Source organism: Ruegeria sp. AP11 (assembly GCF_056535865.1).
The window spans coordinates 583,657-598,486 of sequence record NZ_JBQFJB010000001.1 but is presented as its reverse complement, the minus strand read 5'-3'; the positions used below and the strand labels follow the sequence as shown (position 1 = coordinate 598,486).

The window sequence follows — 14,830 nt, the reverse complement described above, 5'->3', positions numbered from 1 at the left end:
GGAAATGCCGAAAGAACCGGAAACAGCGTTCGGATTGATTTGATAATCCTGCGCGACTTTCTGGGTTATGGCTGAAAGAGACACAAACCAGCACTGGAAGAAAACATGCAGCCGCCTCGTTACCCTCGTGACATGATCGGATACGGAGCCACCCCGCCGGATGCCAAATGGCCGGGCGGGGCGAAGCTGGCGGTGCAGATCGTGCTGAACTACGAAGAAGGCGGCGAGAACTGCGTTTTACACGGCGATGCAGCGTCCGAGGCCTTTTTGTCCGAGATCGTCGGCGCTGCGCAATGGCCGGGGCAGCGGCATTGGAACATGGAATCGATCTATGAATACGGCTCGCGCGCCGGGTTCTGGCGCTTGCATCGTTTGATGCAGAATCTGCCGATCACCGTTTACGGGGTGGCGACCGCGCTGGCGCGTTCACCGGATCAGGTCGCCGCGATGAAATCCGCCGGGTGGGAGATTGCCAGCCACGGGCTGAAATGGGTCGAACACAAGGATATGCCCGAAGACGACGAGCGGGCGCAGATCGCCGAGGCCATCCGCCTGCACACCGAAGTGGTCGGCGAGCGCCCGCGTGGTTGGTACACCGGGCGCTGTTCCGACAATACGGTCCGGCTGGTGGCCGAAGAGGGCGGGTTCGCCTATGTCGCCGATACCTATGCCGACGATCTGCCCTATTGGATGCAAACCGGCGGACGGGATCAGTTGATCGTACCCTATACGCTGGATTGCAATGACATGCGTTTTGCCACCCCGCAGGGGTTCAACGCCGGCGATCAGTTTTATTCCTATCTGAAAGACAGCTTTGACGCGCTTTACGAGGAAGGCGAGTCTGGAGCGCCTAAGATGCTCTCGATCGGTCTGCACTGCCGCCTGATCGGTCGCCCCGGACGGGTGATGGCATTGAAGCGCTTTCTGGATTACGCGCGCAGTTTCTCGGATGTATGGTTCGCCACACGCCTGCAAATTGCCGAACACTGGGCGCAAGCACATCCCCCTGCAGGACATCCCAAACCTTCGCAGATGGAACGCGCGACGTTTGTCGAAACCTATGGTGGCATATTCGAGCATTCGGCATGGATTGCAGAACGCGCCTATGATCTGGAGTTGGGTCCGGCGCATGACACGGCGGGCGGGTTGCATAGTGCGTTGGCGCGCATGTTCCGCTCGGCTTCGGAAGAGGAGCGGTTGGGTGTCCTGACCGCTCACCCAGATCTTGCCGGCAAACTGGCGCAAGCCAAGCGGCTGACGCAGGAGAGCACGTCCGAGCAAGCCTCGGCAGGGTTGGATGCGCTGACGGATGAGGAACGCGCGACGTTTACGGGTCTGAATCAGCGCTATACCGACAAATTCGGCTTTCCGTTCATCATCGCCGTGCGGGACCATGACAAGGCCTCGATCCTGCACGCCTTTGAGCGGCGGATCGATCAGGATCGCGATGTTGAGTTCGCCGAGGCCTGCCGTCAGGTCGAACGCATCGCCGAGTTCCGGTTGCGGGACCTGCTGCCGTCATGACGCGCATCGTGGTTGAGCCGATCTCGGTGGCGGAATTTGCGCCCTTCGGTGATCTGATCGACGTCTCGGGATCACCGGACAAGATCATCAATCAGGGGCAATGCGGGCGGTATCATGACCGCGCTTTGCTGGATTTCTCGGCAGGCCGTGCTGGCCTCAGCCTGTTTGACGCCAATCCGCGGGCGTTGCCCTATCGGCTGGAGATGGTCGAACGGCATCCCGAAGGCAGCCAGGCATTCATTCCGATGATCCACCAGCCGTTTCTGGTGATCGTCGCCCCGGATGAAGGCGGGCAGCCGGGCCAGCCACGTGCCTTTTTCACGCAACCCGGGCAGGCGGTGAATTATCACCGGGGCACCTGGCACGGTGTTCTGACACCACTGCATGGCCCCGGCCTGTTTGCCGTCGTCGACCGGATCGGAGACGGTTCGAATCTGGAAGAATACTGGTTCAGCACGCCCTACGAGGTGGTTGATCGCTGATACCGGAACCGAAGCCGCCAGAGAAGCGGTAAGAACCCCATTGGATCTTAGGGAGGACAATGAGATCATGGCCGAAACTTCGATAGGGACCCCCGAACAGCTTCGGGACCCGAATTATACACCCGCCTTGCACAAAGCGATACCTCTGGGCATTCAGCATGTGCTGGCGATGTTTGTCTCGAACGTGACCCCCGCCATCATCGTGGCCGGTGCCGCCGGGTTCGGGTTTGGGTCGAATTCCCCGGATTTTCCCGAACTGCTGTATCTGATCCAGATGTCGATGCTGTTTGCGGGGCTGGCGACTCTGCTGCAGACCGTCACGCTGGGACCTGTCGGTGCGGCACTGCCGATTGTTCAGGGAACAAGCTTTGCATTCCTGCCCATCATGATCCCGCTTGTCGCCGGGAAAGGTGTGGATGCGCTGGCAGCGCTGTTCGGCGGCGTCCTGATCGGTGGCCTGTTTCACGCGTTTCTTGGTCTGTTCATCGGAAAAATACGGTTTGCGCTGCCGCCGCTTGTGACCGGGCTGGTCGTGACAATGATCGGTTTGGCGCTGGTCAAGGTGGGCATTCAATACGCGGCCGGTGGCGTGCCTGCGATTGGCACGCCGGAATATGGATCGCTGCTCAACTGGTCGGCGGCTCTGGTCGTGGTTGTCGTGACATTGGGCCTCAAATTCTTTGCGCGCGGCATGCTGTCGGTCTCCGCCGTCTTGATTGGTCTGGCCGTCGGCTACGTCTACGCGCTGATGGTCGGTATGGTCACGTTCGAGGCAATCGGAACAAGCTGGTCGCGCGCGTCGGCCTTTGCGCTGCCGGTGCCGTTCAAATATGGGTTTGAATTCTCGCTGGCCGCAGTGATCGGGTTCTGCCTGATGTCCTTCGTCTCGGCTATCGAAACCGTTGGTGACGTATCTGGGATCACAAAGGGGGGCGCAGGTCGTGAAGCAACCGATCACGAGATCGCAGGCGCGACCTATGCCGATGGTTTCGGAACCGCGCTGGCCGGTCTGTTCGGCGGCTTTCCCAACACCTCGTTCAGCCAGAATGTCGGGTTGATCGCAATGACCGGCGTCATGAGCCGCCACGTCGTGACCTGCGGGGCCGTATTCCTGATTCTATGTGGTCTTGTGCCGAAGGTCGGGGCGATTATCCGCACCGTGCCTATCGAAGTGCTGGGCGGCGGCGTGATTGTCATGTTCGGCATGGTGGTGGCTGCGGGTATCTCGATGCTGTCTGACGTGGATTGGAACCGTCGCAACATGGTGATCTTTGCGATTTCACTGTCGATTGGTCTTGGTTTGCAACTGGAACCCGGCGCGGTTCAGCACTTGCCGGATACTTTGCGAATTCTGATGACCAGCGGCCTGTTGCCAGCGGCCTTGATCGCCATCGTGTTGAACCTTGTGCTGCCAGAAGAACTGGCCGAAGAATCGACCGAAGAGGTTTCGGGCGGTATGGCCGGTCACGGTTCCGGCAGTCTGCCCCACGACTAAGCGCTATCGGACAGCCCTGCAATTTGCGGGGCTGTCACGTCCCGGCCATCAGCCGTGCAACATCCAGCATGCGAGCCGAAAACCCCCATTCATTGTCATACCAGCCGAATACGCGGATCTGATGCGCGCCGATCATGCGTGTCTCTGGCCCGGCCAGCACCAGCGATTCCGGGCGCGACCGCAAATCCGAAGAGACCAGCGGCAGGTCGGTCCACCCTAACACATCCGACCGGGTGACCGCTTCGCGCAGCGCCTGATCGAAATCCTCGGCCGTCATGCCGCGTTCCAGCGTTGCGACAAGGTCGATGGCAGAGACGCTGGCCGTGGGAACCCGAACCGCCGCACCCGAGATGCGCCCGGCAAGGTGGGGCAGGACCACGTCGATCAGATGTGTCGCGCTGGAGGTTGTCGGCACCATCGACAGCGCTCCGGCGCGGGAACGGGCAAGGTCGCCGCGCGGGGCATCGATCATCGGTTGGCTGTTGGTATAGCAATGGATCGTGGTCATGTGGGCCGAGACCAGCCCTCCGACCGTATCGATCAGTTTGACCAGTGGCGCCAGACCGTTGGTGGTGCAGGACGCGTTCGATACGATGCGGGCATTGCCCAGTTGGTCTTCGTTTGCACCCAAAACCACCGTTACTTCGGCAGCAGGTGAAGGCCCTGAGATCAACACTTTGCCTGCGCCCGCGCTCAGCCCGCGGCTGGCGACATCCGACGTGCGGGCGATGCCGGTGCAATCCAGCATGACATCGACACCGGACAAATCAACACGCGCCAGATCGGTGCTGTGTGAAATCGCAATGGCGCGCCCATCGACGATGAGCGTGGCGTCTTCGTATGTGACCGAACCGGGGTAGGGGCCAAAGGTGCTGTCGTATTGGAACAGATAGGCGCAGGTCTCGATCGGAGCGATGTCGTTGATCAACACCAGCTCAATATCCGAATGCTGCGGCAAGCTCAGGACCTGACGCAGAATCGAGCGGCCGATGCGGCCGAATCCATTGATCGCTATTCTCATGGTCCAGCTATGGCAGGCCGGTTATGCGACCTCAATGATTGGATTGTACCAATTTTCAGCCGCAGTTGACCTGTGAGAAGAACTGGCCCGATATGTTCTGATACATGCTGGACACGATGACTTTGCAGCCGGTCGCCTGCTGGATCGCGGCAATCGCCTGAATGGTGCGCAGGCGCGGCGGCGGGCCGAACGGGTTCAGGTTGTTATTGTCGCGGGTGGCCCGATAGACCACCGGCGCGTCAGCGACTTGCGTGACCGCCCAAGTGCGGCTCATGACGAAGACGGACTTGGTTTCTTCCTTGGCAGCGACCGGTGCCGCGTTGAATGCCGTAAGACCAAGGGTCGTTGCCAGTGCAATCATCGTTCCGCGCAGTAACATCGAACTATCTCCAGTGCTGAAAACTCATGTGATTTCATCAGATTCCAGCGATTCTGGGAACCCCCGCACGGTAATTTAGCCCAACTCTGAATCAGCGGGCGGGCACCGAAAGAGGCATGTGGCGGTTTACATCTTTGTAGAGCAAATAGCGGAACCGCCCCGGTCCGCCGGCATAACAGGCTTGCGGGCAGAACGCGCGCAGCCACATGTAGTCGCCTGCCTCGACCTCGACCCAGTCCTGATTGAGACGGTAAACTGCCTTGCCTTCAAGCACATAAAGCCCGTGTTCCATTACATGAGTCTCAGCAAAGGGGATCACACCGCCGGGTTCGAAATTGACGATATTGACGTGCATGTCGTGCCGCAGATCTCCCGGATCGGTGAAACGCGTGGTGGACCAACGCCCCTGTGTGCCGGGCATTTCGACAGGTGCCACATCGCGCTCATTGGTGATGATCGGATCAGGGACGGGCAGGCCTGGCACTGCCTGATAGGCCTTGCGCACCCAGTGGAAGCGGGCGACCGCGTCAGATCGGTTGTGCAACGCCCAATCGCTGCCGGGCGGGATATAGGCATAGCCGCCGGTATCCAGCTCATGCGTCGCCCCGCCCAATGTCAGGGTCATGCGCCCCTCGGCCACAAAGAGAACCCCTTGTGCGTTCGGATCGGTTTCTGGCTTGTTGCTGCCACCGCCGGGCTGCACCTCCATGATGTATTGTGAAAAGGTCTCGGCGAACCCGCTCAGCGGTCGGGACAGGACCCAAAGGCGGGTGCCTTCCCAGAACGGCAGAAAGCTGGTGACGATGTCGCGCATGGTACCTTTGGGGATCACCGCATAGGCATCGGTAAACATGGCGCGGTCGGTCAGAAGTTGCTCTTGCCCGGGATGCCCGCCGGTGGGCGCATAGTAGTTTGGATGTGTCATCGCATGCCTCTGCTGAATTTGACGCCACTATCTGCCGAATGCGCAGGTCATCCTAGCACCCGCCTTGCGAAAGGTTTGTTCGGGATAATTTGAAGGTGGCCAAGCTAAGGCTTGGCCGCAGTCGCGCTGGGGTATATCCTTGAGGGCAAATGTATTTCAGTTCAGAGAGGCGCTCATGAAAGCCCGAGTTTCTGTTGTTTTGGCCACCGTCCTGACGCTTGCCATAGGCGGGGCCGCGCAGGCCAAACCGATCTCACGTATTATTGCCGAGATGGGCCTGACCCCTGCCGATTTCGAAGTGGTGAATGCCACGTCGAATGCGCTGCTGAACGCGGGGGCGCCCTCGGTCGGGAAAGAGAGGGGCTGGGTCAATGACGATACTGGATCGAAAGGGACGGTGCGCATTCAAAATGTGCAGGGAAACTGCGTGATTTTGCAGCATGTCATTCAGCCTGAAGGCGCTGCGGATGTCCGTGACATCAGAACCCGGCGGTGCAAGACGGCGGACGGCAACTGGCTGCTGGCGCCCTGAGCGTCAATAGCCAAGCTGCCGGTCGACCTCATGCAGCAGGGCCGCGCCGGATTGCAGCCTGCGGAAGTTTTCGGCCACATCCGATAGCGCGTCGCCGAGATGCCAGCCCGAGACATGCGGTGTGATCGTCACCCCCGGGTGCCGCCACAGGGGGCTTTCGGCGGGTAGAGGCTCCTGCCGGGTGACATCCAGAACCGCATGGGCGGGCGTGCCCCGATCCAGAGCGGCCATCAGCGCCGCCTCGTCGATCAAATCCCCGCGCCCTGCGTTGAGCAGGTGACTTCCGGGTTTCATCGATGCAAGCATCCCGGCGTCGAACAGGTCCACCGTTGCGGGTGTCGATGGCAGAATGGCGCAGACATAATCGCTTTGCCCCAGCAGCGCTGGCAGAGCGTCATCACCATGCATACACGTGATCCCGTCGATCTGTTTCGGCGACCGGCTCCACCCCAACACCTGAAAACCCACCGCGCGCAGCATCTTGGCGGTGCGCCCGCCAATATGACCCAGCCCCAGAACGCCGACGACGGTATCCGGTGTGAACAGGGGCGCCTGCGGTGCCCATTCGGCGCGATTCTGAGCGGCGTCGTACTGCGTCATGTGGCGTTGGGCGCGCAGGATATAGGCCAGAAACCACTCGGCGATACCTTGCGCCGGCGCGTCCGGTTTCAGCCGGGCAACCCGCACATGATCGGGCAGGTCCGGATGGCTGACGATGGTTTCGACCCCGGCGCCCAGTTTCTGAACCAGTTTCAGGTTCGGCGCCCGCAAGGGCAGGTCGTGCTGCAAATCCACCACGGCGGCCATGGTGATCTCATCCGCGTTTCCGATCGTGTCGGGGGTGCGCACATCCGCGCCCGGTTCAAGCTGCCGCAGCTCGTGCGCGACCTCCGCGTCGCTCAGCCAGCCCGTGATACCGGTTTCAATCAACAGCGCCATTTGCGTGGCTCCTCCCGTCATTTTGCCCAAGTGACGTTCCGTCACCAATCTGGACAGCGTCAGGGCAGCTAAGCCATCTTCGGGACGAAGGTAAAGGCTGGCCTGCCGCCGCGAGGAGAGTTTCCATGACCATGACATTCGGACTGCGCGAGGAAAACCGCGCCCTGCTGCAACGTGTAGCGGACATGATCCGCGACGAGGTCATACCGCTTGAGCAGGAGTACCAGGCCGAGATCAACTCAGGCGACCGCTGGCAGTATACCGAACGTCAGACCGAGATTCTGGAGGGCCTCAAGGCCAAAGCCAAGGCGGCGGGGCTGTGGAATTTCTGGCTGACCGACAGCGACAAGGGTTTTGGCCTGAGCACGGTTGAATACGCCTATTTCGCCGAGGAAATGGGCAAGACCCCTTTGGGCGCCGAAGTGTTCAACTGCTCGGCCCCGGACACCGGCAACATGGAGGTCTTCGAACGCTACGGCTCTGACGCGATGAAAGAGCAGTGGTTGAGGCCGTTGCTGGACGGTCAGATTCGGTCGGCCTATCTGATGACCGAACCTGACGTGGCCTCGTCAGATGCCACCAATATCTCAATGTCCTGTGTGCGGGATGGCAGCGACTATGTTCTGAACGGCGAGAAATGGTGGTCTTCGGGCGCAGGTGATCCGCGCTGCAAGGTCTATATCGTCATGGTCAAAACCGGCGGCGACGATCTGCCCAAGCATCAGCGCCAGTCGATGATCGTGGTGCCAGCCGACACACCCGGGATCGAGGTGCTGCGCCCGATGGAGGTTTATGGCCATGACGACGCCCCCCATGGCCATATGCATATCCGGTTCACAGATGTCCGGGTTCCGGCTGAGAATATCCTGCTGGGCGAGGGGCGCGGGTTCGAGATTGCGCAAGGCAGATTGGGGCCGGGTCGCATTCACCATTGCATGCGCGCCATCGGTCAGGCCGAAGCGGCGCTGGAGCAGATGTGCAAACGCGCGCTGCAGCGCGAGGCGTTCGGTAAGAAGCTGGCCCAGTTGGGCGCAAACTACGACATCATTGCCGAATGCCGGATGGAGATCGAAATGGCCCGTCTGCTGTGTCTGAAGGCGGCGTGGTACATGGATCAGGGCGACGCGCGGGCGGCGGCTCCGTGGATCAGTCAGATCAAGGTTGTGGCTCCCAAGGTCGCGCTGAAGGTGATCGATGAGGCCGTGCAGATGTTTGGCGCGCAGGGGATCAGTCAGGACACGCCTCTGGCCAATGCTTGGACGCATGTACGCACGCTGCGTCTTGCAGATGGGCCGGACGCGGTGCACCGCCGTCAGGTCGCACGTGCCGAATTGAAGAAATACACGCAGGAAAAAGTCTGAGGCAACGGAACCACGATGACATTGGATGTGTTGGGGCAGGCGTATTTCCACCAGAACGCGCAGGGTGTGTTTGTGGGCAATGATCCCGCGCGCGGGCCGTGGTCTGCGGATCACTGTCACGCCGGCCCTGTCAGCGGGCTGATCGTGCGGGCGGCGGAAACCGAGGTTGGCCCCGAGAAGATGCTGACCCGGCTGACCGTCGATCTGCTGCGTCCGCTGCCTTTGGCCGGGTTGCGGGTTGCGGCGGAAACCACGCGTCATACCAAGACGCTGGCGACCACGCGGGTCACTGTGCATGATCTGGACGATACGCTATGCGCCACAGCGACCACGATGCACACGGTCCGCAGAAACCTCGGGGCTGTGCCCAATGTTGACCTGCCCGCACCGCGTGCCGAGGATATGGTCGACGGCCCGTTTCCCATCGGTGAGATGCGCCATGATCTGCCAGGCTTTGCCCATCACTCTCAGATTGGTTATCCCAAAGGTGGCAATCAGGGGACGGGGCCCAAAACGGTCTGGATGCGCACGCCCCCTTTGTTGGAGGGTGAGGAGCCGTCGCCGATCCAGTCTCTGTGCCCTCTGGCCGATTGCGGTAACGGCATATCGTGGAACGCACCCACGACCGAGATGGGCTTCATGAACACCGACCTGACGGTGCAAATCCACCGCGAGCCGGTTTCGGACTGGCTCGCCTCCGATTCGATTTCGCATTGGCAGCCCTCAGGCATCGGCATGTCGCAGTCGGTCCTGTTCGACACTCAAGGGCCAATCGGGACGGCATTGCAGACACTGGTACTGTTCCCGCCGGGCTGAACGGCAGTTTTCTGCAGGATCGCGCCAAATCGGATTGCCGCCCTACGCTGCGCATCCTATCTTCTCCATATGCGCTGGCTTGTCCTCTCTTTGACCTGCTGCCTGCCGATCCCGGCTTTTGCCCATCCGCATGTCTTTATCGACACGGGGCTCGAGTTTGTGGTCGATGATGCGGGCAACCTGACCCATGTGCGCGTGACCTGGGCCTATGACGAATTCTACTCGCTGCTGGTTCTGGAAGACATGCGATTGGATCAGGATGGCGATGGCGTGCTGACAGAAGCGGAAGAGCAGGTGCTGAGTGGCTTCGATGCGCAATGGGTCGAAGGCTACAACGGAGATCTGGTCATCCGCATGGGTGACAGCGTGATCCCTCTGTCCGGTCCGCTGGAGCCGAGCGCAACCACCGAGGATGCCCGCATCGTGACCACCCATCTGCGTGCGGTCGAAGGCGCGCCGGTTCCGGCCAGCGCCCTGACGATCAAGGCCTTCGACGAAAGCTTTTATACCGCCTACGAGTTGACCCGGCCCGTGACAGTCTCGGGCGGCACGGGCTGTGACATCGAACGCACCGATCCCGATATCGATGGGGAACTGGCGCAGATGCAGGCCTTCCTGCTGACGCTGGACGCTGACTACGACCTTGAGGAGAATGATATCCCTCTGGTTGGTGAGAAATTTGCAACCGAGATCAGGCTTTCATGTCCCGGTACCTGATTGTCCCCGTTGCCATCGCTTGCGGGGTTTTGTTGTGGTTCTGGGGCAGCGGAGGCTTTGACCACCTCGCCGCCTGGGCCGCCGGAGAGCAGCGCGAATTCCAAAACCAGATCGCCCGTGCCCTGCGCGCGGCGCGCGCCGAACAGCCCGAGGCCGTCGCGACGCTGCTGACCGTCTGTTTCGCCTATGGATTTTTCCATGCCATTGGTCCGGGCCATGGCAAGGTTCTGATCGGAGGCTATGGGCTGGGTCGTCGGGTGGCGTTCTGGCGGTTATCCGCGATCAGTGTTCTGTCCAGTCTCGGGCAGGCAGTGACCGCCGTCGTGCTGGTCTACGCAGGCGTGCTGGTGTTCCAGATGTCGCGCGAGTCGCTGGTCGGTACCACCGAACAGGTCATGGCACCGATCAGCTATGGTGCCATTGCCGCGATTGGCTTGTGGCTGATCTTTCGCGCCATCCGCAGCTTTGCGCGGCGTCACAAAAGCCAGACACCGCATACACACGACCACCATCACCATACGCATGATCATGATCACGGCGTTTGTTCCGACTGTGGCCACCGTCACGGACCCAGCGCGGAAGAGGTCGCACAGGTCGGCAACCTGCGTGAAGCGCTGATCCTGATCGCGGGCATCGCCGCGCGCCCCTGTACCGGAGCATTGTTCGTACTGATCCTGACGTGGCAGATGGGCATCGCGATGGTCGGCATCGCCGGAGCGTTCGCCATGGCACTGGGCACCGCAACCGTGACAACGCTGGTTGGGTGGACGTCCTTCGGTCTGCGCGGAGGATTGCTGGCCTCCGTCTCGGCCACGCGCTTTGCGTCGGTATTGGCCCCGACGATCGAGCTGGTTGCGGGCCTGATCATCGCGGTGATCGCAAGCGGGCTGTTGCTGCGGGCGTTATGAATTTAGTCAAACACCGGCTCAGGATATCCAACCCGCGCCAGATACAGCCCTTGCGGCGGGCAGACCGGCCCACAGGCCGCGCGATCAACCGCCTCAAGCGCGTTTCGCACATCCTCGGGTGCCCATGCCCCCGCACCCACGCGTTCTAACGTGCCAACGAAGCTGCGCACCTGATTGTGCAGGAACGACCGGGCGCGGACATGGAAGTGGATTTCAGGGCCCGAAAAGCCCTGAACCTGTTCCACCCGCAATTCATCCAGCGTTTTGACCGGGCTGGCCGCCTGACAGATGGACGAGCGGAAGGTGGTAAAGTCATGCCGCCCGATCAGCATATCGGCCCCGACCTGCATCGCTGCGGCATCCAGCGTGTGATTGATCTGCCAGACCTGCCCCCGATCATGGGTCGCGGGCGCACGGCGCATCAGGATACGGAACAGATACTGCCGCTCAAGCGCTGAAAAGCGCGCGTGCCAGTCATCATCCACCCGCGAAGCTTTGACAATGGCGACAGGCTGCGGCTTGAGGTGATAGTTCAACGCCTCGGACAGGCGGAACGGGTCCCAGTTCTTGACCAGATCGCAATGGGCCACTTGCCCCAGCGCATGCACACCTGCATCGGTGCGACCGGCGGCGGCGATAGTGTGCTCGCCAGGTTCGATCCGCGACAAAGCCTGTTCGATTGCCCCCTGGACCGAGGGCAGCTCTTTCTGCCGCTGCCAACCGGCAAACGGTTCCCCTTGGTATTCGACTTTTAATGCGTATCTGGGCATGGGGCGCTGGTATCGCGCCTTGGACGGACGGGCAAGAGGGGCGAAAGCTCTGGTATGTCTTGTGACCGCTACCTATCTTGGGCCAAACGATAATTGCGGGGCGTGACAGCTTGGTCATCTCATCATTGGCAGACAGTCTGGTGCGCGGCGTCGAATCCGTGGGTGACCGAGTGTCCGAGACCCTCTTCGAGCCGGTCATAAGGTTGGGTGTCACCGGACTGGCCCGATCGGGCAAGACCGTGTTCATCACATCGCTGGTGGCCAATCTGCTGGACCGGGGCCGCATGACGGGGTTGGTGGCGCAGCAAGAAGGGCGGATCACCGCCAGCTATCTGCAACCACAGCCCGACGATACCGTGCCCCGGTTTGATTTCGAATCCCACCTGTCCGCGCTGACCGGGCCCGCGCCGCACTGGCCCGACAGCACCCGCGCCGTGTCGGAACTGCGCCTGTCGTTCAAGGTTCAGCCCGCAGGTCTGCTGTCGGGGTTGCAGGGGCCACGCACGCTGCATCTGGATATCGTGGATTATCCCGGTGAATGGCTGCTGGATCTGGCCTTGCTGGACAAGTCATATGAACAGTGGTCGCAGGATACGCTGGAGCATATCGCGAACCGCCCGCAAGCCGAGGCGTTTTTGGCGCGGGCCAAAGGGGCAGACCCAAATGCATCCCACGATGAACCACAGGCACAGGACCTCGCCCGCAGCTTCACCGATTATCTGAACGCCGCGCGAGAAGCCGGGTTCTACGACTGCACCCCCGGTCGGTTTCTTCTGCCGGGGGACCTCGCCGGGTCTCCTGTGTTGACCTTCGCGCCGCTGCCGGTGACCGGGGCGTCGAACCGCCGGACGTTGCACCGCGAGATGGAGCGCCGGTATGAGGCCTATAAAGCGCAGGTGGTCAAACCATTCTTTCGCGATCATTTTGCCCGGATCGACCGGCAGATCGTTATGGTCGATGCGCTGGGCGCGATTCACAAAGGCCCGCAAGCGGTCGAGGATATGCGCCGCGCGATGGCCGATATCCTGTCGGCCTTCCGCCCCGGTCGCAATGCGTGGCTGAACAGGCTGCTGCTGGGCAAACGGGTCGAGCGTATCCTGTTTGCCGCCACCAAGGCCGATCACCTGCATCACCTTCAGCACCCGCGCCTGACCGCTATCATCGAGGCCCTGACCCGCGAGGCCCGCGACCGCGCCAGCTTTGCCGGCGCCGAGACAGCGGCCCTGTCGCTGGCATCGCTTCGGACCACCACGGAAGAGATGCGCAGCCACAATGGCGTTGAACTTCCCTGCGTGCGCGGCACCCTGTTGAACAGTGGCAAACAGGCGGCGTTCTATCCCGGGGACCTGCCAGAGGACCCGGCTCATCTGCTTGGCCCTGCGCGCAACGGGGCCGAGGGATGGCTGGGTGAGGAATATGGCAATATGGCCTTTGCACCCGCGCACCTGACCCTGAACCCCGGCGATGGCCCTCCGCATATCCGGCTGGACCGCGCCGCGCAGTTTCTGATCGGAGATCGGCTGTGACAGTGATCCTCCGCCCTGCGCGCAGTACCGATGCCGGAACCACCGGCGCAATCCTGCACGGTTTCGCACGGGAAAACGACTGGATGCCCGAGCTGCATTCCGAGGCCGAAACCATCGCCTTTTGCGGCAGGATGATTGATCTGGGGTGGGTCACAGTGGCCGAAATGCAGGGGCAGGTGGCCGGATTTCTGGCGCTGAACGGGGACGAGGTGCAGTCGCTTTATCTGGCGGACCACGCGCGCGGGAAAGGGATCGGGCAGCAATTGCTGGACCACGCCAAGGCGCAGCGCCCAACGCTCAACCTATATGCATTTCAGGCCAATCGCCGCGCGTGCTGCTTCTATGAATGCAATGGCTTTGTCGAAGTTGCGCGCGGCGATGGGTCCGAGAATGACGAAAACCTGCCGGACATCAAATATGTCTGGACTCGTGAGGAGGTCGCCAATGGCTAAGGGTCCGGTTCTGATCGATCTGGAAGACGACACCCCGGCAGGCGATGTCTCCACCGCTCCGCCGGTGCCGGATATCGCGCCTCCGCAGGGGCAGGCGATGCAGGCGGCGGTTCGCTTTGCGGCGCGGAAACCTTCGACTCTGGCGCGCTGGTTCTGGGGGCTTGCGGTTGCAGTCGTAGGGGCGGTGGTCTCGGTCGCTGCGTGGGATTTTGCCATCTCGCTATTGGAACGTGCGCCGGTTCTGGGATGGATCGTCACGGGTCTGATCGCGGCTTTGCTGCTGGTCGTGCTGGTCATCGCGTTGCGCGAACTGGCCGCAATCAGCCGCCTGTCTCGCGTCGACGGGTTGCGCCACGCCGCTGATACTGCGCTGGCGGACGAAGATCTGTCACAGGCCCGCGCCGTTACCACTCGCCTGATCACGTTCTACAAAGGGCGGGACGAAACCCGCTGGGGTCGCGACCGTCTGACCGAGCGGATGGGAGAACAATTCGATGCCGCAACCCTGCTGACATTGGCCGAGGACGAATTGCTGGCCCCGCTGGACGCCGCCGCCAGCCGCGAGGTTGAGGCCGCAGCCCGACAGGTTGCGACCGTGACCGCCCTGGTGCCGCTGGCGCTGGCTGATGTCGCGACGGCTCTGGCAAGCTCGCTGCGCATGATCCGGCGGATTGCTGAAATCTACGGCGGGCGGGCGGGTTTTCTGGGTAGTTGGCGCCTGACCCGTGCTGTGTTTGTCCATCTGGTCGCAACCGGAGCCGTCGCAGTGGGCGATGATCTGCTGGAACCGATCCTGGGTGGCTCTGTCCTCAGCAAACTATCGCGTCGGTTCGGCGAGGGGCTGGTCAACGGCGCGCTGACGGCCCGTGTGGGTGTAGCCGCGATGGAGGTCTGCCGGCCTCTGCCATTCTCAACGCGCCACAAACCCTCGACCCGAGGCATGATCAAACGCGCGCTCAGCGGGCTGTTTTCCAAGAGTTGAT

Annotated in this window: 16 protein-coding genes; 11 read left to right on the top strand and 5 right to left on the bottom strand. The window is 61.6% G+C overall.

What is annotated here, in order from left to right; all coding sequences use genetic code 11:
- The first annotated feature begins 105 nt into the window (after window positions 1-105).
- The 3 genes from puuE (at window position 106) to ACR3E4_RS03090 (ending at window position 3,501) form a co-directional block, all read left to right on the top strand.
- Window positions 106-1,524 carry an allantoinase PuuE gene (gene puuE, locus ACR3E4_RS03100; RefSeq protein WP_480533876.1) on the top strand — a complete coding sequence of 473 codons (1,419 nt, stop codon included), beginning with the start codon at window positions 106-108 and terminating at the stop codon, window positions 1,522-1,524.
- Window positions 1,521-2,006 (top strand): ureidoglycolate lyase, encoded by a 486-nt coding sequence (locus ACR3E4_RS03095; protein WP_480533874.1) that lies wholly within the window; start codon window positions 1,521-1,523, stop codon window positions 2,004-2,006. Before puuE ends, ACR3E4_RS03095 begins: the two co-directional genes overlap by 4 nt.
- A 67-nt stretch (window positions 2,007-2,073) precedes the next feature.
- On the top strand, window positions 2,074-3,501 hold the full coding sequence (locus ACR3E4_RS03090) for a nucleobase:cation symporter-2 family protein (protein ID WP_480533872.1): 1,428 nt from the start codon (window positions 2,074-2,076) through the stop codon (window positions 3,499-3,501).
- Between the two features lie 34 nt (window positions 3,502-3,535).
- Here the strand turns inward: ACR3E4_RS03090 and ACR3E4_RS03085 are convergent, their stop codons facing one another.
- From ACR3E4_RS03085 to ACR3E4_RS03075, 3 genes are all read right to left on the bottom strand, one after another.
- Entirely contained in the window at window positions 3,536-4,522 is a 987-nt protein-coding gene (locus ACR3E4_RS03085; RefSeq protein ID WP_480533870.1) for a type I glyceraldehyde-3-phosphate dehydrogenase, read from the bottom strand.
- A gap of 55 nt (window positions 4,523-4,577) precedes the next feature.
- A complete protein-coding gene (locus ACR3E4_RS03080; RefSeq protein WP_480533868.1) occupies window positions 4,578-4,901 on the bottom strand; it encodes a hypothetical protein in 324 nt (107 codons plus the stop codon).
- 91 nt (window positions 4,902-4,992) lie between these two features.
- Window positions 4,993-5,826 (bottom strand): bifunctional allantoicase/(S)-ureidoglycine aminohydrolase, encoded by an 834-nt coding sequence (locus ACR3E4_RS03075; RefSeq protein WP_480533866.1) that lies wholly within the window; start codon window positions 5,824-5,826, stop codon window positions 4,993-4,995.
- A 175-nt stretch (window positions 5,827-6,001) separates the two neighbouring features.
- Between ACR3E4_RS03075 and ACR3E4_RS03070 the strand changes: the two genes are divergently transcribed.
- A complete protein-coding gene (locus tag ACR3E4_RS03070) occupies window positions 6,002-6,358 on the top strand; it encodes a hypothetical protein (protein ID WP_480533864.1) in 357 nt (118 codons plus the stop codon).
- Between the two features lie 3 nt (window positions 6,359-6,361).
- Here the strand turns inward: ACR3E4_RS03070 and ACR3E4_RS03065 are convergent, their stop codons facing one another.
- Window positions 6,362-7,297, bottom strand: coding sequence for a 2-hydroxyacid dehydrogenase (locus ACR3E4_RS03065; protein ID WP_480533863.1), 936 nt, complete (start codon window positions 7,295-7,297; stop codon window positions 6,362-6,364).
- Window positions 7,298-7,422: 125 nt separating this feature from the next.
- On the opposite strand from ACR3E4_RS03065, the gene ACR3E4_RS03060 reads away from it, so the two are divergent.
- The 4 genes from ACR3E4_RS03060 to ACR3E4_RS03045 all read left to right on the top strand — a co-directional run bounded on the left by ACR3E4_RS03060 (window position 7,423) and on the right by ACR3E4_RS03045 (window position 11,099).
- Window positions 7,423-8,658, top strand: a complete 1,236-nt coding sequence (locus tag ACR3E4_RS03060) for an acyl-CoA dehydrogenase family protein (RefSeq protein WP_480533861.1) — start codon at window positions 7,423-7,425, stop codon at window positions 8,656-8,658.
- A gap of 15 nt (window positions 8,659-8,673) precedes the next feature.
- Window positions 8,674-9,474: a thioesterase family protein gene (locus ACR3E4_RS03055; protein ID WP_480533859.1), complete on the top strand. Its 801-nt coding sequence runs from the start codon at window positions 8,674-8,676 to the stop codon at window positions 9,472-9,474.
- 69 nt (window positions 9,475-9,543) lie between these two features.
- Complete coding sequence (locus ACR3E4_RS03050; RefSeq protein ID WP_480533857.1) at window positions 9,544-10,191, top strand: DUF1007 family protein; 648 nt, start codon at window positions 9,544-9,546, stop codon at window positions 10,189-10,191.
- Complete coding sequence (locus tag ACR3E4_RS03045) at window positions 10,176-11,099, top strand: nickel/cobalt transporter (RefSeq protein WP_480533855.1); 924 nt, start codon at window positions 10,176-10,178, stop codon at window positions 11,097-11,099. Before ACR3E4_RS03050 ends, ACR3E4_RS03045 begins: the two co-directional genes overlap by 16 nt.
- 2 nt (window positions 11,100-11,101) lie before the next feature.
- On the opposite strand, the gene truA is transcribed toward ACR3E4_RS03045, so the two are convergent.
- Complete coding sequence (gene truA, locus ACR3E4_RS03040) at window positions 11,102-11,869, bottom strand: tRNA pseudouridine(38-40) synthase TruA (RefSeq protein WP_480533853.1); 768 nt, start codon at window positions 11,867-11,869, stop codon at window positions 11,102-11,104.
- Between the two features lie 110 nt (window positions 11,870-11,979).
- Between truA and ACR3E4_RS03035 the strand changes: the two genes are divergently transcribed.
- The 3 genes from ACR3E4_RS03035 to ACR3E4_RS03025 are packed head-to-tail and all read left to right on the top strand — an operon-like array spanning window position 11,980 to window position 14,829.
- Window positions 11,980-13,395 (top strand): YcjX family GTP-binding protein, encoded by a 1,416-nt coding sequence (locus ACR3E4_RS03035; RefSeq protein ID WP_480533851.1) that lies wholly within the window; start codon window positions 11,980-11,982, stop codon window positions 13,393-13,395.
- Window positions 13,392-13,847 carry an N-acetyltransferase family protein gene (locus ACR3E4_RS03030; protein WP_480533849.1) on the top strand — a complete coding sequence of 152 codons (456 nt, stop codon included), beginning with the start codon at window positions 13,392-13,394 and terminating at the stop codon, window positions 13,845-13,847. Before ACR3E4_RS03035 ends, ACR3E4_RS03030 begins: the two co-directional genes overlap by 4 nt.
- Window positions 13,840-14,829 (top strand): YcjF family protein, encoded by a 990-nt coding sequence (locus tag ACR3E4_RS03025; protein WP_480533847.1) that lies wholly within the window; start codon window positions 13,840-13,842, stop codon window positions 14,827-14,829. The genes ACR3E4_RS03030 and ACR3E4_RS03025 overlap by 8 nt, the downstream gene beginning before the upstream one ends.
- Window position 14,830 lies beyond the last annotated feature (1 nt).